The 20,083-nt window shown below is 70.1% G+C and carries 11 protein-coding genes and 1 pseudogene; 1 reads left to right on the forward strand and 11 read right to left on the reverse strand.

Annotated elements, in window-relative coordinates; translation table 11 throughout:
- Window position 1: 1 nt before the first annotated feature.
- The 6 genes and pseudogenes from FZO89_RS05575 to pyk form a co-directional block, all read right to left on the reverse strand.
- Window positions 2-1,435 (reverse strand): alanine/glycine:cation symporter family protein, encoded by a 1,434-nt coding sequence (locus FZO89_RS05575; RefSeq protein WP_149102313.1) that lies wholly within the window; start codon window positions 1,433-1,435, stop codon window positions 2-4.
- 208 nt (window positions 1,436-1,643) lie between these two features.
- Window positions 1,644-2,195, reverse strand: a pseudogene (locus FZO89_RS05580) (GNAT family N-acetyltransferase).
- Window positions 2,196-2,267: 72 nt separating this feature from the next.
- Window positions 2,268-5,402: an efflux RND transporter permease subunit gene (locus FZO89_RS05585; protein WP_149102314.1), complete on the reverse strand. Its 3,135-nt coding sequence runs from the start codon at window positions 5,400-5,402 to the stop codon at window positions 2,268-2,270.
- Window positions 5,403-5,408: 6 nt separating this feature from the next.
- Window positions 5,409-6,563: an efflux RND transporter periplasmic adaptor subunit gene (locus tag FZO89_RS05590; RefSeq protein WP_187471183.1), complete on the reverse strand. Its 1,155-nt coding sequence runs from the start codon at window positions 6,561-6,563 to the stop codon at window positions 5,409-5,411.
- A gap of 283 nt (window positions 6,564-6,846) precedes the next feature.
- Window positions 6,847-7,857 carry a class I fructose-bisphosphate aldolase gene (locus FZO89_RS05595; protein WP_149102316.1) on the reverse strand — a complete coding sequence of 337 codons (1,011 nt, stop codon included), beginning with the start codon at window positions 7,855-7,857 and terminating at the stop codon, window positions 6,847-6,849.
- A gap of 111 nt (window positions 7,858-7,968) precedes the next feature.
- Window positions 7,969-9,435 carry a pyruvate kinase gene (gene pyk / locus FZO89_RS05600; protein ID WP_149102317.1) on the reverse strand — a complete coding sequence of 489 codons (1,467 nt, stop codon included), beginning with the start codon at window positions 9,433-9,435 and terminating at the stop codon, window positions 7,969-7,971.
- A 90-nt stretch (window positions 9,436-9,525) separates the two neighbouring features.
- Between pyk and FZO89_RS05605 the strand changes: the two genes are divergently transcribed.
- Window positions 9,526-10,113 carry a GNAT family N-acetyltransferase gene (locus tag FZO89_RS05605; protein ID WP_149102318.1) on the forward strand — a complete coding sequence of 196 codons (588 nt, stop codon included), beginning with the start codon at window positions 9,526-9,528 and terminating at the stop codon, window positions 10,111-10,113.
- An 83-nt stretch (window positions 10,114-10,196) separates the two neighbouring features.
- On the opposite strand, the gene FZO89_RS05610 is transcribed toward FZO89_RS05605, so the two are convergent.
- The 5 genes from FZO89_RS05610 to FZO89_RS05630 form a co-directional block, all read right to left on the reverse strand.
- The gene (locus tag FZO89_RS05610) at window positions 10,197-12,482 is read right to left on the reverse strand and encodes a tetratricopeptide repeat protein (RefSeq protein WP_149102319.1); all 2,286 of its coding nucleotides are present in this window, start codon (window positions 12,480-12,482) and stop codon (window positions 10,197-10,199) included.
- Window positions 12,479-14,503, reverse strand: coding sequence for a DUF3857 domain-containing transglutaminase family protein (locus FZO89_RS05615; protein WP_187471050.1), 2,025 nt, complete (start codon window positions 14,501-14,503; stop codon window positions 12,479-12,481). The genes FZO89_RS05610 and FZO89_RS05615 overlap by 4 nt, the downstream gene beginning before the upstream one ends.
- A 91-nt stretch (window positions 14,504-14,594) precedes the next feature.
- Complete coding sequence (locus FZO89_RS05620; protein WP_149102321.1) at window positions 14,595-15,767, reverse strand: phosphoglycerate kinase; 1,173 nt, start codon at window positions 15,765-15,767, stop codon at window positions 14,595-14,597.
- Window positions 15,768-15,849: 82 nt separating this feature from the next.
- Window positions 15,850-17,193, reverse strand: a complete 1,344-nt coding sequence (locus tag FZO89_RS05625; protein WP_149102322.1) for a DUF3999 domain-containing protein — start codon at window positions 17,191-17,193, stop codon at window positions 15,850-15,852.
- Window positions 17,190-20,003 carry a DUF2339 domain-containing protein gene (locus FZO89_RS05630; RefSeq protein ID WP_149102323.1) on the reverse strand — a complete coding sequence of 938 codons (2,814 nt, stop codon included), beginning with the start codon at window positions 20,001-20,003 and terminating at the stop codon, window positions 17,190-17,192. The genes FZO89_RS05625 and FZO89_RS05630 overlap by 4 nt, the downstream gene beginning before the upstream one ends.
- Window positions 20,004-20,083: the final 80 nt, after the last annotated feature.

A 20,083-nucleotide genomic window follows, 5' to 3' on the forward strand; every position in this document is an offset into this window, starting at 1 on the left:
GTCAATCGCGCTTGCGCCAGAAGTCCGCGTTGCGGATGCCGAGCGCGTCCGGATCGAAGGTCGGGTCGAGCCCCTCCCCCTTCTGCCGCTCGTAGTCGCGCAACGCGGCCAGCGCCGGCTTCTGCAGGATCAGGATCGCGATGATGTTGAGCCAGGCCATCAGCCCGACGCCGATGTCGCCCAGCGTCCATGCCATCTCCGCGCTCCGCACCGCGCCGAAGGTCACCGCGGCCAGGATCACCAGGCGAAGCAGCAGCGTCAGCCACGGCCGGTGCACCTTGCGGTTGATGTAAGCGACGTTGGTCTCCGCCATGTAGTAGTAGGCGATGATCGTGGTGAAGGCGAAGAACAGCAGTGCCAGCGCGACGAAGGCCGCGCCGAAGCCGGGCAGCACCTGCTCCACCGCGTTCTGGGCGAAGCCGGGCCCCACCGCCACGCCGGGCAGCGCCTCGAACAGCATCCCGCCCTCCGGATCGGTGACGTTGTACATGCCGGTCGACAGGATCATGAAGGCGGTCGCGCTGCACACCAGCAGCGTATCGACGTAGACGGAGAACGCCTGCACGTAGCCCTGCTTGGCCGGGTGCGAGACCTCGGCCGCGGCGGCGGCGTGCGGGCCGGTGCCCTGCCCGGCCTCGTTGGAATAGATGCCGCGCTTGACGCCCCACTCGATGGCGAGGCCCAGCACCGCGCCGAACGCGGCCTCCATCCCGAACGCGCTGCGGAACACCAGCAGGAACATCTCCGGGATCTGCGCGTAGTTGAGGAACATGATGACCAGCGCGACCAGGATGTAGGCCAGCGCCATGAACGGCACCACCACCTGCGCGAACGCGGCGATGCGCTTGACCCCGCCGAAGATGATGAAACCCAGCGCGATGACCAGGAACGTCGCGGTCGCCACCGGCGGGATGCCCCAGGCATTGGTCATGCTGGCGGCGATGCCGTTGGCCTGCACGCCCGGGAGCAGGAAGCCGGTGGCCACCACCGTCACCAGCGCGAACAGCCATGCGTACCAGCGCTGGCCCATCGCCTTCTCGATGTAGTACGCGGGACCGCCGCGGTACTGCCCCTTGTCGTCGGTTTCCTTGTAGATCTGGCCGAGGGTGGATTCGACGTACGCGGTCGACGCGCCCAGGAAGGCGACCACCCACATCCAGAACACAGCCCCCGGTCCGCCGAAGTAGATCGCCGTCGCCACGCCGGCGATGTTGCCGATGCCCACGCGCCCGGACAGCGACAGCGCCAGCGCCTGGAATGGCGAGACGCCGGCAGCGGACTTCTCGCCCGACAGCATCAGCCGGATCATCTCGGGCAGGCCGCGCACCTGCAGGAAGCGCGTGCGGATAGAGAAATACAGGCCCGCGCCAAGGCACAGCAAGATCAGCGGAGGGCTCCAGATCCAGCTGTTGAGGGTGTTGACGATCTGTTCCAACGCACGTTCCCCTTGCTTCGGATGGAGGTCGGGCAGCCGGCGCGCGGCTGGCGGACCGCCTGATTCTGACCCATCGGCCCGAAAACGCGAAGCGGCCGGCGGGCGCAGCGCGGTCTGCGCTGGGCGCAATCGCGGCCAGGAGAGGCTGTCGCCGGATGCAGGAGCGGCGGATTCGTCCCGGGAAACCGCACTTCGCCCCGGCGCCGCCTCAACCCTGGCCGGGAGAGGACGAGGACGAGGACAGCCGCGCGAACACGCGCAGGTCGTGCAGTCTCCCGCGCTTGCGCACCGCGCTGCGCAACACGCCTTCCTCGACGAAGCCGTTGCGCAGCAGCACGCGCGCCGATGCGGTGTTGAAGTCGAGCACGCTCGCCTGCAGGCGCAACACGCCGAGCATGTCCATCACCCACGGCGCGAACGCCGAGACCACGCGCGTCATGTGGCCACGCCCCCAATGCTCGCGGCCCAGCCAGTAGCCCAGTTCCGCACCGACCTCCCGCTCGCCTGCGAGCCGGCGCGCACCGATGCCGCCACAGGCCTCGCCGTCGATCTAGATCGCGAACACCGGTGCGGACAGGTCCACCACCCGCCCGGCGAGGAAGGCCTCGCCATCGGCGCGGGTGTAGGGAAACGGGAAACGGTCGCTGGTCCCGCGCGAGACCTGCGCATCGTTCGCGTGGCGCAGCAGCGCATGGAGGTCGGCCGCGCGCCAGGCGCGCAGGCGGATGCGGTGATCTATTGCGGGAATCGACGGGGACACGGTCAATGCACACCCTCCTCGGGCGAGCACCCCGCCCGGCAGACATCGTCCCAGGTATCTGCGGCCAGCGCCTCAGGCGTGGCCGCTCACCGGCTCGACTTCCTCTTCCAGTTTCTCCAGCTTCTTCGCCAGGGCATCGGGCGAGCGGGTGAACGGGGCCAGCAGGGCGTAGAACGCGGGCACCACGAACAGCGACAGCAGGGTGGCGAACGCGACGCCGAAGATGATCACCACGCCGATGGTGGCGCGGCTGGCCGAACCCGGCCCGCCCGCGACCACCAGCGGCACCGCGCCCATGATCGTCGCCGCCGAGGTCATCAGGATCGGGCGCAATCGCACCGCCGCCGATTCGGCGATCGCCTCGCGCACGCTCTGGCCCTCGTCCCGCAGCTGGTTGGCGAACTCGACGATCAGGATGCCGTTCTTCGCCGCCAGCCCCACCAGCATCACGATGCCGATCTGGCTGAACAGGTTGAGCGTGCCGCCCGTCACCCAGAGCCCGAGCAGCGCGCCGAGCACGGCCAGCGGCACCGTGAGCATGATCACCAGCGGGTGGATGAAGCTCTCGAACTGCGCCGCGAGCACCAGGTACACGATCAGCAGGGCCATGGTGAAGGTCAGCAGCACCGCACCGCCGGCGCGCTGGTACTCGCGCGTCTCGCCCTTCCAGTCGATCTGCGCATAGTCCGGGAGTTCCTCCTCCACCACCTGCAGGGTCCAGTCGATCGCCTCGCCCGTGCTGTAGCCGGGCGCGATGCCGGCGCTGATGGTGATCGCGCGCAGGCGGTTGAAGCGGTTGAAGCTGCCGGGCTCGGCGATCTCGCCGAGCGTCACCAGGTTCGACATCGGGATCATGGTGTCGTCGCGGCCACGCACGTAGGTATTGGCGAGGTCGGAGGGCGTCATCCGGGTCTCGCGACCGGCCTGCAGCATCACCTCGTATTCCTCGCCGTTGTCGACGTAGGTGGTGACGCGGCGCGAGCCCATCATCGTCTCCAGCGTGCGCCCGATCTCGGTGACCGAGACGCCGAGGTCCGCCGCGCGCACCCGGTCGATCTCCACGCGCATCTGCGGCCGGGTTTCCTTGTAGTCGGAATCGGGATCCATGATCCCCTCGTTCTCCTCCATGCGCGCTAGCACCCGGTCGCGCCACTGCGCGAGTTCCGCGTAATCCGGTCCACCCAGGACCAGCTGGTAGCGCTGCCCGCGGCTGCCGACCAGCCCGCCCGGCACGTTGGCGCGCACCTGCACGCCGGGCAACGCCGCGAACTGCGCGCGCAGGTCCGCCACCACCTCGTCGGTGGTCTGCTCGCGCGTACCCCAGTCTTCCAGGAACACGATGACGTGGCCGGTATGCATCTCCTCGCTGCCGCCCCAGCCGCGCGGTACCCGAGAATTGGCGCGCTCGATCGGCTTGCCCTCGCCCACCTGCGCGAGCACGATGCGCTCGAGCTGCTGCATCTGCGACACCGTGTAGTCGAAACCCGCGCCTTCCGGGCCGTCCATCATCACGAAGAAGCGCCCCCGGTCCTCCGCCGGCGCCAGTTCGCTCGGCACCCGCAGGAACAGCAGCGCGGCCACGACCGCGCACGCCGCCATCACCGCCATCACCACCAGCAGCAGGCGTGCGGAGGGCAGCGCCACCAACCGCGACACGCGCCGGCCGTAGCCGGCGCTCACCCGCGCCAGCTGGCGGTTCATCCAGGCATTGAAGCCGGTTTCCTTGCCGTGCGGTCGCAGCAGTTTCGAACACATCATCGGCGTGAGCGTCAGCGCGATGAACGCCGACAGCGCCACGGCCCCGGCCAGCGCCACCGACAGCTCCCGGAACAGGCGCCCGGTGTTCCCCTCCATGAACCCGATCGGGAGGAACACCGAGACCAGCACCGCGGTGGTGGCGATCACCGCGAACGCCACCTGCGCCGTCCCGCGCCGAGCCGCCACCAGTGGCGGCTCGCCCAGGTCCACCCGGCGCTGCGCGTTCTCCAGCACGATGATCGCATCGTCCACCACCAGCCCGATGCACAACACCAGCGCCAGCAGGGTGAGCAGGTTGATCGAGAAGCCGAAGGCATACAGTGCGATGAATGCCGCGATCAGGCACACCGGCACCGTGACCGCGGGGATCACCGCCGCGCGCAGGCTGCCCAGGAACAGCCAGATCACCAGGAACACCAGTCCGGTGGCCTCGAGCAGGGTCCAGTACACCCGCCTGATCGAGGCATCGATGAACGTGGTGCCGTCGTAGGCGATGAAGATCTCGGTGCCCGCGGGCAGCGTCTGCTGGATCACCTCGGCCTCGGCCCGCGCGGCGCGGGCCACGTCGAGCGCGTTCGCGGTGGAGGTGCGGACGATGCCCAGACCGACGTTCGGAACGCCGTTGCTGCGCAGGTAGGCACGTCGCTCCTCCGGCCCCAGTTCCACCTGCGCCACGTCGCCCAGCCGGACCACGTAGCCGTCCTCGCCCTTGCGCAGCGGCACCTGCGCGAACTGCTCCGGTTCGCGGTACCCCCGTTCTACCCGCAGGGTGAAGTCGCGATCCTCGGATTCGATCCGGCCCGCGGGAAGTTCGACGTTCTCGCTGCGCAACGCGGCCTCGACATCGGAGGCGGTGATACCGCGCGCGGCCATCGCGTCGCGGTCCAGCCAGATCCGCATCGCATAGCGCTGGCCGCCGCCCAGCTGCACCCGCGCCACGCCGTCGAGCGCGGACAGGCGGTCGACGATGTAGCGGTCGGCGTAGTCGGTCAGCTCCATCGTGTCCATCGCGGTGGAGCGCATGTTGAGCCAGACGATGACCTCGGCATCGGCCTCGACCTTCGAGATCTCAGGCGGGTCGGCCTCGTCCGGCATACGGTCCATCACCCGGCTGATGCGGTCGCGCACGTCGTTGGCGGCGGCTTCGATGTCGCGGGTGAGGTTGAACTCGATGGTGACGTCGGCGCGGCCGTTGCGACTCTGCGATTCGATCGTGTTGATGCCCTCGATGCCCGACAGCGCGTCCTCGAGGATCTGGGTGACGCGGGTCTCGACCACGGCGGCGGAGGCGCCGGGATAGGTCACCTCCACCGACACGATCGGCGGGTCGATGTTCGGCAGTTCGCGCAGGGTCAGGCGCATGAACGACATCAGCCCCAGCACCACGAGCAGCAGGCTCATGACGATCGCGAAGACCGGCCGCTTGATGGAGATGTCGGAAAGCTTCATGCCGGATCAGCCTGCGGGCGCCGCGGGTCGTGCCGGCGGCGTCGCCGGCTGGCGATCCTGCCCTGGCTGCGCCGGCGGTCGCGCCTGTTCCGGCTGCATGGGTGGCCGGTCCGGCTCCGCCTGCGGTCCACTCCCTTCGCTTACGGCCATGCCCGGTCGCAGCTTGCCAGTTCCTTCGACCACGATGCGATCGCCGGCAGCAAGTCCATCCAGTACCTCGACGCTTCCCGCGCGGCGCTCGCCGACGGTGATCGTGGCCCGCTCGACCGTCTGGTCGTCCTTCACCCGCCAGACGAAGGTTTCGTTGCCCACCTGCACCACTGCGATCTCCGGCACCACCAGCGCGTCGCGCTGCGACTGGGCGAGTTCCACCTGGAGCAGCATGCCCGGGCGCAGGCGGTGCTCGGGATTCGGGAAATCGCCGCGCACCAGCACCGCACGCGTGCCGGGATCGATGCGGGTATCGATGCTCGACACCTCGCCCTCGAACGAGCGGTCCGGGTACGCGACGCTGGTGCCGACGATCGACTGCCCCGGGGCGAGCAGGGCGATGTGCACTTCCGGCACCGGGAAATCGACGTGCACGCGCGAGATGTCGTCGAGGGTCGCCACCACCGTGCCCGGCGTGACCAGCGCGCCGGGACTCACCCGTCGGATGCCGAGCACGCCGGCGAACGGCGCGCGGATGCTGCGGTCGCCGATGTCCGCGCGCATCTGCGCCACCCGAGCGAGCGTCGCGTCGCGCGTGGCGCGCTGGCTGTCGAGCTGCGAACGCGCGATCAGCTGCTGCTGCACCAGCTCGCTGCCGCGCCGGTACTGCTGCTCGGCCTCCTTGGCCTCGGCCTCCGCGGCCTGCAGCGCCGCCCGCTGCTGGTTGCCCGACAGGGTGATCAACGTCGCGCCCGCAGCCACTTCGTCGCCACTGTCGAAATGCACGCGCTCGACGGTCTCGCTGACCTTGGCGGTGATCGTGACGGATTCACGCGCCGTGGCCGTGCCGAGCGCCGAGATGGTGTCGTTCCACGGCTGCAGCGACACCTGCTGCGTGCTCACGACGGCGGCGGGGGCGGCATTCGCCGGCCCGGCCGAGGCCGCGTCATTGCCGCAACCGGCCAACAGGAGACACGCCCCGCCCAGGAGCAGGGTCGGGAGCAACAGCACGCGGGGGTGGGAAGGCATCGTCGACGCAGGTGGGGAAACCGTCCGATTCTATCGGGCCGCCGTGAACGCCGACCCCTGCCATTAGCGGGGGCCATCCGCCGACCGATCGTGTCAACCGGAGTCGTGTCCAGGCGTTACGTGGCCACTCCCGCCCGCGACGTATGTCTTCACCCGGTCTCGACATCGGCCCGCGCGGCGCGCGGGATCCGATCCGCTGGGGAGAACGCGAACCGCCGGCATGCGCCGGCGGTCACGGGAAAACAGGCGTCGTCCGGGACGGGCCTCAGGCGGCGGCGCCCCACTTTCCACGCACCGCCAGGCCGTTGTCCCGCGCACGGGCGAACACCGTTTCCTGCGCCTTGCCGACGTTGCCTGCCAGGTCCTGCGACCAGATCTTCATCGCCGCCGACTGCATGGCGCGACCGTAGGAGAACGACAGCGGCCACGGGTGCGGCCCCATCCTGTTCATCGCATCGAGGTGTGCGGTAGCGGCTTCGTCGTCCTGCCCGCCGGACAGGAACACGATGCCGGGCAGGATCGCCGGCACGGTCGACTTCAGGCACATCAGGGTGGCCTCGGCGACTTCCTCGACACTGGCGGCCTCGCCGCTGTCCTTGCCGGGCAACACCATCGACGCCTTCAGGATCGTGCCTTCCAGCGCGACGTTGTGCTGGTACAGCGCGTCGAACAGCGAGCGCAGCACCACCTCGTGCACCTCGTAGCTGGTCTCGATGTCGTGGGCACCGTCCATCAGCACCTCCGGTTCGACCATCGGCACCAGGCCCTGCTCCTGGCACAGCGCGGCGAAGCGCGCCAGCGCATGGCTGTTGGCCTCGATGCATGTGCCCGACGGGATGTCGTCGCCGATGTGGATCACGGCGCGCCACTTGGCAAAGCGCGCACCGAGCTTGTAGTACTCCTCCAGGCGCGGGCGCAGGCCGTCGAGGCCCTCGGTCACCACCTCGCCGGGGCAGCCGGCCAGCGGCTGGGTGCCCTTGTCGACCTTGATCCCCGGCAGGATGCCGTTGTCGGCCATGAACCTGGCGAACGGCACGCCCTCGCGGGTGGACTGGCGGATGGTCTCGTCGTAGAGGATCGCGCCGCTGATGTACTGGTCGAGCCTCGGCGTGGTCAGCAGCAGCTCGCGATAGGCGCGGCGGTTGCCTTCGTTGTTGGCGATGCCGACGCCTTCGAAGCGCCTGGCGAGCGTGCTGGTCGACTCGTCGATCGCCAGGATGCCCTTGCCCGCGGCGACCATCGCCCGGGCGGTTTCGGCGAGCGTTTCGATGCTCATGGCGGTGCGGGGCCGGCTGGGAAGTTGCGGAATTATAGCGGCTGGCGAGATCCGGCCCGCGCAAGCGCGGCCGGGATCGACCCGTCGCGCATGCCGCGCGCCCGCACGCCGTTACAGTTCGCCCAGGCCTTCGGCACGGCCGTCGGCACCGATCTGCAGCAGCCGCAGGGTGTTGGTCGCGCCGTGCGTTTCCATGCGCTCGCCACTGGTGAACACCACCCGGTCGCCAGGCTCCAGCAGTCCGGCCTCGACCAGCAGGCGGATGCTGCCCCGGCCCGCCTCGCCGGGCGTCTGGCCGCGGCTGTCGTAGTCGATCGGGAACACGTCGCGCATCAGCGCCATGCGCCGGCGGGCGCCGCCATGGCGCGAGAACGCGTAGATCGGCGCACCCGAGCGGAAGCGCGACAGGTAGCGCGCGGTACCGCCGGATTCGGTCATCGCCACGATCGTGCCCACGCCGATGTGCTCGCTGAGGAACATCGCCGCCATCGCGATCGCGTGGTCGGCGCGCTCGAGGTTGCGCTGCGCCTTCTCGAAATCGGTATCGTGCGAGAACTGGCGCTCAGCGCCGACGCAGATCCGCGCCATCGCTTCCACCGCGCGCACCGGGAAATTGCCGGCCGCGGTCTCCGCCGACAACATCACCGCGTCGGTACCGTCGATCACCGCATTGGCCACGTCCAGCACTTCGGCGCGGGTGGGGATCGGCGATTCGACCATCGACTGCAGCATCTGGGTGGCGGTGATCACCACCTTGTTGCGCGCCAGCGACTCGCGGATGATCTTCTTCTGCAGGCCGGGCAGTTCGGCATCGCCGATTTCCACGCCCAGGTCGCCGCGCGCCACCATGACCACGTCGCTGGCATCGATGACCTCGGCGAGGTTCTCGATCGCCTCCGCGCGCTCGACCTTCGACACCAGCGCTGCGTCGCAGCCATGCGAGCGCGCGATCGAACGCGCCTCCTCCATGTCGGCCGCATTGCGGCAGAACGACACCGCGATGAAATCGACCCCGATCTGCGCGGCGACTCCGATCAGCTCGCGGTCGCGCTCGGTCAGCGCGCCCAGCGACAGGCCGCCGCCGAGCTTGTTCAGGCCCTTGCGGTCGGACAGCACGCTGTCGTTGAGCACGGTGTTGACGATGCGCTGGCCCTCGATGCGCTCGACCTTGAGCTGGACCATGCCGTCGTCGAGCATCAGCACGTCGCCTGGCGAGAGATCGGCGGGCAGGCCCAGGTAGCTCACGCCCACTTCGTGCTGCGTGCCCGGAGGCGCGTCCTCGCTGGCGACCAGGTCGAAACGGTCGCCGGTCTTGAGCGCGACCTTGCCTTCCGCGAAGCGCTCGACCCGGATCTTCGGCCCCGGCAGGTCGGCGAGGATGCCGACCTCGATGCCGACCCGCGCCGCGGCCTCGCGCACGGCCTGGGCGCGCGCGATCTGGCTCGAAGGATCGCCATGGGAAAAGTTCAGCCGCACCACGTCCACCCCCGCGCGCATGATGGCCTCCAGCACGCCCGGGGGATCGGTCGCCGGACCGAGGGTGGCGAGGATTCGGGTACGGCGGCGGTGTTCGGACATTGGACGGGAACCGGTTGCAGACGTAAGGATTGGCGCCGTCGGCGCCGCAAGAGCCCGCTATCCTAGCCCAGCCCGTTGGCGATATCGCACATGCCCGGCGACATCCATGCCCGTCTTGCCGCCCTGCCGGCGTTTCCCACGCTGACGGGCGCGCGCGTGCGCCTGCGCGAACCGCGCACCGACGACATCGACGGGCTGTTCGCGCTGTTCGCCGACCCGAGGGTCATGCGCTACTGGAGCAGCGCGCCCATGCGCTCGCGTATGCAGGCCGAGGGCAAGGTGGAGGAGATGCGCGAGGCGTTCGAGCGGCGCGAGTCGCTGGACTGGGTCGTCGCCGATCGCCGCGACGACCTCGCGATCGGCAGTTGCACCCTGTTCCGGTTCGACGCACGCCATCGCCGCGCGGAGATCGGCTATGCGCTGCGCTCCGCGCTGTGGGGTCGCGGGCTGGCGTCGGACGCCGTCGCGATGGCGCTCGACTGGGGTTTCCGCACCCTCGGCCTGCACCGCATCGAGGCCGACATCGATCCGCGCAACGAGGCCTCGCGCGCCTTGCTGCTCCGGCTGGGCTTCAGCAGCGAAGGCGTGCTCCGGGAGCGCTTCTTCGTCGGCGACCAAGCGACCGATTCGGAACTGTTCGGCCTGCTCGCGCAGGAGTGGCACGGACGCAGGCGATAGGTCAGGGTTCCCATGCCCGATGGCCGTTGGTCCAAGCCGCCCGATACCGCGGCCACTCGCATGGCTCGCGGCGGCGTCCCACTTCACTGGAAGTCGACTTCAGTGCGATGAGGCTCGACATACCGCTTGCGATCCCGGTACAGCGCCAGGCGCGCGGCATAGCCGTCTTCACGTCGTGAATCGCTAGCGGCCTCGCCGCTCGGGAGCGCGTCGATCGCTTCTTCCTGCAGTTCGACAGCCCTCGGGAACTCGCCCACCGCCGCATGGCAGGCCGCTACGGTGTCGAGCCAGGCGGCCCGGTCGGCATCGGCCAGCAACGGCATCGCCGCATCCCGGCCACCGACACCATCGAACAGCTCCGGCTCGGGCGCCGTGCACAGGGCCCAGGCCAGGTTGTTGCGTGCCACCGCCTCTCCCGCCTCGGCGCCCTTGCGCCAGAGCTCGATCCCGCGCCGACGACTGGCGAGCGTGTTGTCGTGACGATAGAAGTACCAGCCGCCATAGGCCACGTATGCGGGCGCATGTCCCTCCCCGATCGCCCGGTCCAGCCAGCGCTTGCCTTCAGCCTCGTCGCGAGCGCCCATCTCACCGGCAAGGAGGGCGTATCCCAGGCGGGCGGCCGACGCGCCATCTCCCTTCTCGGCGTCGGTCCGCAGCCAAGCAGCCGCGCGTACCGGATCCTTGTCCATCCCCCGGCCCGCGAGCGCCATGTCGGCGAGCCGGCGCCGGGCCTCCGCACTGTCGAGTTGGTCGGACAGTCCGCGATAGGTGTCCACGGCTTGTTGCGGCGTGCCGTGCACTCCCGGGCGCGCGTGTTCGTAGATACCGGCCAGCGCCAACAGGGAATCGACGTCGCCGGCTTGCGCGGCGCCGATCAGCCAGCCTTCCGCCTGTGACCACTCGCCCGTACGCAAGCTTTGCTGCGCACGTCTGCGTGCGCCGAAAGCGCTGCCGCCCTGGGCACCCAGCTCGACCAGTTGCATCGCCTGCCGCCGTTGCGCGTCGGTACTCGCGGCCGCGTACAAGGTCGCGCCCATCGCGGCCTGCGCGTTCGCGTCGCCCGCATCGGCGGCAGACTTCATCCAGCCGTTGACTGCCAGCGCCTCGCCACGTCGATGGTGATAGTTGACCAACAACGAGTAACCCTTGCCGACGCCGTTGTTGACAGGGTCGGCCAGCGCGCGCAATTCCACCGGGTCGAGCTGCGGCACGCCATCGACTGCGAGCTTCCAGGCCGCGGTGATCGCAGGGATCATCGGGTGTCCGTCCGCCTGGGCGGCCTGCATCCTCCGCAACAGGAACGCAGGCGGCGGTTCCTTGCCGGCGAGTTGGGTCCAGAGCCCGGCGAGCAGCACAGTGCCACCGCCGCGATGCCAACGCCGGTCCGCGGCATCCAGCAGCGCTGCCGCCGATTCTGGATTGCGCTCAACGCCTACGCCTAGTGCATAGGCCAACGCCAGCAACGCGGTGTGGGCGGCCTGCTCCCGCTCTGCCTGAGGCAGCAGGGCGTCCACGAGGCCATCTGCGCAGCCTTCGGTCGGGTGGAGCGCGCACGTCATGAGCCAGGCGCCGGATGACTGGACGCCGCCGGCCGAAGCACCGGGCCTCAGCTTGTCGACGACGTCCGGCTTGCCCCCGGCGATACGAAACGCAAGAAGTGCCTGCATGTCGATCGCCGCGACCTCGTTGCTTTCCGCAAGCGACTGGATGAAGCCGTGCGCGAGCTGGCTGCGCTGCACGGGATATCCGGAGAACGGGTCGCCGCGCACCAGGCTGTTGGCGGTGTCGATGTAATCGAACCAGAGGTGGCGCTCGGCAGCTAGCGTGTCGTCCCAAGCCGCTACCACCACGGGATAGTGACGCTGCGGCGCTAGCTGCGGGAAGTATTCGTAGCGGAACTCCAGGCCGCTGGAGGCGAGCAGGGCATAGATGTCCAGCGGCCCCATCACTCGCGCCGGCTCCGGCCAGAAGCCTTCCCGGCGGTCGGACAACGCCAGTTGCGACAGCGCGCCAGTCGCGAGCATCGCCTCCTCCGCAGCCGTCTCGTCGCCCACCGCTTCCGCGCACAGCATGCGCGCCCGATGCAGGGCGATGCTGACCGGCGCCTGGCGAACCGCCGCTTCCAGCCGAGCGCGATGCTCCTTGCACGCCGCGACATCGACCTCCACCAGGGCGTACCCGATCTCGCCCAGCACGTCGTAGGCATCGTAGGCATCGGCGTAGGCGGGATCGGACAGGAAGCGGTCCCAAGCCGCCTGCGGGGCATCGATCACGTCGCGCACCTGCAGGCGCGGCCCGTCGGCCATCGCAGGCCATGCGCACGCCAGCATGGCCGCCAGCAGCGTGGCGCGCAGTGGATGGGATCTCATGGGCCGCTTCCCTCGTCGATGGCTTTGCGCAGCAGTTTCTGCAGGCGCTGCTGCCGGTCATCGACGGCAGCGGCCACGGGAATCCGGAAACGCAGGGTAGCGGAGAGCTCATCCTGGAGCCTGCGGATCTCGCCCAGGTGTCCGGCGGCGTCCGGCCCGGCCACCTCCGGCTGTTTCACTTGCAGCTGGTAGACGATGCGCGCCGTGTTTCCAAGCGTCTCCACGCTGCGGGAATAGTCGAACGCCGCCGCGGACGCCTGAGACTGCTCCTTGCCGAACGTCGCTTTCCACTGCTCCGGCACGGCCACCTCGATCTCATGTCGATAGGCGCCGGGCGCGGCGTAGTCCAACGGCGAGGTCCGCACCATCGAGGCGGGAAGCTGGGTCAGCTCCTGGAGGGTTTCGGCATAGACGTCGAGCGCCTTGACAGTGCCCGGCTCGTCGTCGAACGGCGCCTTGAGCAGGTACTGCTCGGTGACCGTCAGCAAGTTGGCTTCACGGTCATCCTTGATCGTGGGCACGGACACCGCTTCCAGTTCGCCCAGGCGGCGACGGTAGTAGTCCGCGTACCGCCGCGACAGCTCGTCTCCACGCTCGCTCGCGAGGGAACGGCGGCGCTTGTCGGCGAGGTCGCCGCGATAGAGGGTTTCGACCCCGAATCGCACCTCGCGGGCATCGGGCTGCGGCACGTAGCGCTCGATGACCGTGACGCCGTTGCGATCGGCGACACCGCGCGGCGCGACGATCGGCTCGATGCGGGCACGGCCGGGCGTCACAGCCAGCGCCGCGCCGTATGCGCTCAGGTCATATTCGCCCGCGCGCCCACCCTGCAGGGTGATGGTCGGGTCGAGCCACAGCACTTCCCCGCCATCCTCGACCCGTGCGATCACATGGTCGAACACCGAGGCGGAGGGCGCGAACCCGGCCACCGCCTTGCCGCGCGCGGTGCTCACCAGCGCAGGCACGGCGCGGATGCCCATTCGCGTCAACAGGCTCACCAGCAGGTACACCTTGTCTTTGCAGTCCCCGTAGCGACGGCGCCATGTCTCCGCCGGTGGCGTGGGCCGATGGGTGTTCTCGCCCATCTCGACGCCGAAATAGCGGATGTCGTCCTGCACCAGACGCAACGCGGCGGTCATGCGCGCGCGCCGGTCGGACAGCCGCGCCCATTCGGCCAGTTTCTGCTCCAGGGGCTCCGGCAAGCGCTCCACCACCGGATAAAGCGGCAACGCCCACGCCACGACATCGTCCCAGCTGCGCGCCGCGCTCACCTGTGCCAGCGGATAGGGCTGATACCAGGCCGGATATTGTCCGTCGTCCACCACCAGCGGCAGCGCCGCCGCATCGAGCACCACTTCGACCGCATCGGTGCGGTCAAGAACCACTTCCCGGGGTGCGCCGTTTTCGCGATACACGCGGGGAGTGGTCCCTGGATCCAACAGCACCCGCAGTCGCGCGTGCAGCATCGGATGCTGCCAGCCGAAGCGAAGCCAGTCCGATCCCTGCCCGGCCAGCACCGGGTTGCTGCCAGCGATGGTGTACGCGATCCGCACCACGTCACGGGGACGTACGTCGTCCAGTACGATCAGCGCGGTCACGGTGCCGTCGGCCAGGTCCTGCTCGAAGCCGTCTTCGCGCCTTGCCAGCGAGACGCGCTCGGGAGACAGCCTGTCCTGCCAGGCACCGTCGCGTCGCAGCCTGACCTCATGGATCGTCAGTCGCTGGTAGCCGGGGTTGAAACTGACCTGGAAACGACCGGCATCGCCCACCAGCGAGGCACCCCGCGCCTCGTAGGCATAATCGACGAACAGCTGATCGCGACCCTCGCGGCGGTCGGCCTGCAAGTCGTACAGCCAGAAGCGCCAGCGCTCGTCATCCACCCCGGGTGCATCGGAAGGCCAATGGTCCGGAGGGGTCGCGCGCTCGACGAACGCGGGCACCGGTCCGGTCCCGAAGCTGTACTCGCCGCGCTCGTGCTCGACCACGGTCCCCTGCGCCGTTCCTGCCAGCAGGAACAGCACCCACGCTACTGCCCGTATCCCCATTCCCGTCCCACCGTGTCCCCCGGGACGGACGATACACCAGCCGAGCGCGTCCGGTGCAGGCCTTTCGTCAGGCTCGCGCCTCCAGCGCCGCCACCGCCGGCAGTGTCTTGCCTTCCAGGAACTCCAGGAAGGCGCCGCCGCCGGTGGAAATGTAGGACACGTCGCCGGCGATGCCGTACTTGTCGACCGCCGCCAGCGTGTCGCCGCCGCCGGCGATGGAGAACGCACCCGAGGCGGCGATGGCGCGCGCCAGCGTCTGCGTGCCCTTGCCGAACGCCTCGAACTCGAAGACGCCGACGGGCCCGTTCCAGACCACCGTACCGGCTTCGCCGATCATGGCCGCATAGCGCGCGGCCGTCTCCGGGCCGATGTCGAGGATGAGTTCGTCATCGGCGACGTCTGCCACCGCCTTCACCGTGGCCTCGGCATCGGGATGGAACTGCGTGGCCACGACCACATCGGTCGGGACCGGGATGTCCGCGCCTCGCGCTTTCGCGTCGGCCATGATCTGCCGCGCGGTGTCGAGCAGGTCCGGCTCGTGAAGCGACTTGCCCACCGGCAGGCCCTGCGCGGCGATGAAGGTGTTGGCGATGCCGCCGCCGACGATCAGCTGGTCGACCTTGCCGACCAGGTTGGACAGCAGTTCGAGCTTGGTCGAGACCTTGCTGCCGGCGACGATCGCCAGCAGCGGGCGCGCGGGATTGTCGAGCGCCTTGGCCAGCGCGTCGAGTTCGGCCATCAGCAGCGGGCCGCCGGCCGCCTGCTTCGCGAAGCGGATCACGCCATGGGTCGAGGCCTGCGCGCGGTGCGCGGTGCCGAAGGCGTCCATCACGAACACGTCGCACAGGGCCGCGTACTTCTTCGCCAGCTCCTCGCTGTCCTTGCCCTCGCCGGGATTCATGCGGCAGTTCTCGAGCAGGACCAGCCGGCCTGATTCCACCTCGACCCCGTCGACCCAGTCGCGCACCAGCGGCACCTTCATCGAGAGCAGCTCGCCGAGCCGGCGCGCGACCGGCGCGAGCGAGTCCTCTTCGCTCCACTGGCCTTCCTTCGGCCGGCCGAGGTGCGACATCACCATCACCGCGGCGCCTCTCTCTAGCGCCAGTTTCAGTGTCGGGATCGAGGCGGTGATGCGTTGCTCGGAAGTGATCTCGCCGTTGTCGATGGGCACGTTGAGGTCCTGCCGGATCAGCACGCGCTTGCCGGCGAGGTCGAGGTCGGTCATGCGGAGGATGGTCATCGTTGTCCGTCGGTTTGGCGTCACCGCTATTGTCGACGGCGCTGCCATGCCAGGCAAACGTTGCGCCTGGCACCAATCGCGATCAGGTCCGTGGCTTGCGCAACAGGCTCGCGGCGAACGCCGCCACCAGCAGCGCGCCGCCCGCGAGCAACGCCCACAACAACCACGTACGCCAGTCCGGGGGCGCGGGACCGAGCGCCCGCTCGCCGGCCAGGGGCTGCATCTGGCCTGGTGTCGCCACGCCCGGCCGCCAGCCTGCGCCGCGCGCGCGCCGGATGGCCCCGAGCGAGCGTTCCACCGGGGCGTCGGCGCGGCCGGCGCGGGTACTGCCGGCGACCAGGCGGTAGGGTGGCGTGCCCTGGGCGACGAACACCAGCGTCTCGGGGCGCCAGCCCAGCCGCAGCACCGGCGCTTGCGTCGTTGGCGTCGCGCCCACCAGCTTCCACTCGCGGTCGCGCGTGGGCCGCGCGAGCGGTTGCGGCGGGGAACGGTTCGCGCCATCGCCGTCGCCGATCGCAAACGCCACCCAGGGACCGGCGCGCGCGGTCCAGGGCGCATCCGGATCCTCGCGGCTGTACAGGGTCCATTGCCCGGTATCGTTGCCGGGATACCCGATGTCGGCGGATTCCACCGGATAGCGGCCATCGAGCGTGAACAGGTACGCGCGCTCGCCCTGGCCCCCCAGCGGCGTGCCGGACAGCGACTGCCACTGCAGCGTTGGACGTTCCGCCATCGACGCCAGTTCGGCCTGGACCGACCGCAGCCGGATCTCGCCCTGCCCGTGCGTCGGCATCAGCCGCAGGTAGCGCGCCTGCGCGTCCACCGGCACGCGGCGCTGCACGAGGCGTTCGCCCTCGCGCGCGAGGTCCACCAGCTGCGCGACCGGTTGCACCGTCCGCCACGACCGCAGGTCGTCGCTGGCCTCGATCCGGTAGGCCCGGTCGACGTCGCCGCCGCCGATCCAGTCCAGGTGCAGCGCCTGGATCGTCGTGTCGATGGCACTGGTGTCCAGCAGCCACGCATCCGGCCCCGCGGCCTCGTCCGTGCCTGCGCTGCGTGCCTCCACGCGCAGTACCCGGCCGTCGGTGCTGCGCTCGACCGCCATCGCCAGGTCGCCGCGCGAAAGCGAGGCCTGGCGCGGCAACACGAACCAGCGCACCGGCACGCGTCGAGCCTCCGCAGGCTCCACGTCGGGGCCGGACAACTGCGCGGGCACCGTCGCGCCCGCCGCGTTGACGACATCGACATCGCGCAGCGTCGTTGAACGGGCGGCGCGATAGACCGGCGCGCTGAGCGCCACCGCGTACGCGCCGGCGTCGTCGTCGGACAGGACGAGCGGCCATTGCACCGCGTAGTCGTCGGCCGGCGCCGCGAGCGCGAGGTAGGGGAGCAGGAGCAGGCAGGTCGTGGCGATCCGGCGCTTCATGCGGCCTCCTCCCGCAACGCGACCGCATCCCTCGGCGGTGCCGGCGCGAAGTAGCCCACCATCGTGCACAGCAGTCCGTAGGCGATGAACGAGCCGATGCCGAGCAGATCGCCCAGGTGCTGGCGATCGACCAGGACCAGCTTCGCGAGCACCACACCCATCAGCACCGCGCCGGCCAGCCACAGCATGCGCTGGCCGCGGCGGGAGCCCGCGATCCAGCCGATCACGCCGAGCAGGCTCCAGACCACGGTCAGGCTGGTCTGCGCCAGCGCGTCGTCCATCATGCCCGCGTCCCAGGGCACGCCGCCCCAGTGATGCACCGCGCGCAGGGCGACCTGGGTGATCCACAGGAAGCCCGCCGCCGACAGCAGCGGCACGCGCAGCAAGACCAGCGCACGCGCAGCCTGGTCGGACCAGAGCCAGCGCACCAGCAGCACCAGCACCAGCAACTGCCCCATCTCGAGCGGATTGAACAGTGGCACCCACGGCAGCGGCGCGGCGGCGCCTGCCGCGAACTGGGTCGCCAGCCACCACAGCGCCAGCAGGGCGAACGCCACCAGTTGCAGCGGCAGGCGCAGTGCATCGAACCGGGCGCCGCGGGGCGCGCGCAGCCAGCGCCAGCGCCACATCGACATCGCCACCAGCGCAGTCCACGGCAACGCGATCGCCACCAGCATCCAGCCCTGCGCCAGGCCGAAGCGGTCGGCCAGCCAGCCGGCGAACAGCGCCAGCACCGACGGCCATGCCAGCCACCAGGCGAACTGCGCCCAGTCGCCGATCCGGTCCTCGTCGCCGCGCAGGCACAGCAGGCTGCGGACGCCGAACGTCGCGTAGGCGAGCCAGGCCCAAAGGCCCGCGCCTTCGAACGGATGCGCGTGCACCGCGGTCTGCGCCAGCGCGAACGGGATCGCCGAGGCGAGCGCGAACAGCGCCGTCGCCGCCAGCGCGCGGGCCGGCCGCCAGCGATGCACTTCCGCCGCCAGCCACCCGGTGAGCGCAGTGGCCGCCAGCATGGCGTCCACTTGCGCCTCGCCGGCCACGAAGCCGACGATCTCCTGGTGCAGGTTGCCGCACCACCACAACAGGCCCCACGCGTAGTACCCCAGCGCGATGCGCGGTGCGGCTGCGTCGCGATAGGTCCACGCACTCGCGAATCCGGCGAGCGCGATCAGCAACGCGCCCATGAACACGGGATTGGCGATCGCCTGGACGCCGGCCGCGGGTGCGACCGACATGCCGATGGCGTAGGCGACCGCCGCCGCCAGCTGCAAGCCGAGCCCGGCCAGTTGCGGCAGCAGGCGACCCTGCTTCAGCCCGAGCCAGGCCAGCGCCGCGCCCTCCAGCGCGAACACGCTGGCGGTGGCGTTCGCCGACAGCGCCAGCGGCACCGACAGCGTGGCGAACCCCACCGCCAGCAATGCGTGCGCCTGCGCCAGCACCCCGTAGCCTTCGCGCCGCCGCAGCAGCCACGCCAGCACGGCGTACACGGCGGCAAGCGCCAGCGCACAGAACGCCAGCGGCATGCGCGCGCCGTCGAGCAGCGCCGCCTGCAGCGCGAACGCCACCAGTGGCGTGCCGAACAGCAGGCAGCCGTCGATCAGGTCGCGGCGTCCGGGCGGGCGCCGCCGCGCGTAGAGGATCGGCAGCAGCAGGTAGAACGCGAAGAACAGCACCAGGAACGGCTGCGTGCTCGCCTGCTTGTCCGGGGTATAGGCGAGTACGCCCCATGCGACACCGATGCCCCACGTGAATACGAAGCCGAGCAGGTTGAGCACCCGCCACGACTTCACCCAGGCAATCGCGAAGATCGCCGCGTTGAGCACCGCGTAGTACGAGAACAGCGCGACGTGGTTGCCGCTGCCGGTCGACAGCCAGATGGGCGCGAGGAAACCGGCGAGGATGCCGAGCACCGCCAGCGTGCGCGAATCCTGCAACACCGCGAGCACGCCCAGCCCGGCGACCAGTGCGATGCTCAGCGCGAACGCGGCGCCCGCCGGGACCAGCCCGTAGAGCTTGAAGGCCGCGAACACCACCAGCAGCAGCACGCCGATCGCGCCGCCCTGCAGCGCCAGTGCGAACGCCGGCTTGTCGATGCGCTTGCGCCAGCCGAACACCAGGCCCGCCAGCGCCGCGGCCGACACGCCCGCCAGGCGCAGCTCGATCGGCAACTGCAGCCAGCCCTGGTCGTTGGCGTACTTGAGCAGTGCGCCCACGCCCGCCAGCAGCACCAGCATGCCGACCTTGACCGGCACGTTCCCCTCGGTGAACCAGCGCCGCACCGCGCGCACGAAGGTGCCGGCGACGTCGCGCGGTGGCGGGCGGCGCGGCGGTGTGGGCGGGAGTGGCGCCGTGGCACCAGCCCCGCGTGACGGCAGGGGGGGCGGTTGCGGTGTCGGCTGATCGGGCTCGCTGGACAGCGGACCGGCGGCGCCGGTCGTCGAGGCGTCGGCCTCGCGCCGGACGGCGAAGTCATCCGCGATGGCAGGTGACTCGACCGCCGCGTCGGGCGTCGCCGGACGCGCCGCCGCACGCTCAGGCGAGCGCGATTCGGAATCGGCACCGTCGCCTGCCGCGTTCCACTGGGACTGCGATTGCGATTGGCGAGCCGCCTGCGCCCGCGTGGCCGCCCCCGGCGCGGGCACCCATCCCGCCACGCCATCGGTGGCCGACGCACCGGCGCGCAGTTGCGCGACCGCGTCCTCCAGTTCGGCCACGCGTTGCTTGAGTCCGCCGATCGACGCCAGCGCCACCACCAGCAGCACCGGCACGGCCAGCGCCGCCAGCCCCAGCAGGACCAGGAATCCTTCCATTGCGTCATCCCCTCGGGCGCCCGACCAGGCGCATTGCCGGCCACCTTAACGGGGCCGCGTACGAAAACAAGAAGCCCCGC

This window comes from Luteimonas viscosa (assembly GCF_008244685.1).
GTDB classification, from domain to species: Bacteria; Pseudomonadota; Gammaproteobacteria; order Xanthomonadales; family Xanthomonadaceae; genus Luteimonas; species Luteimonas viscosa.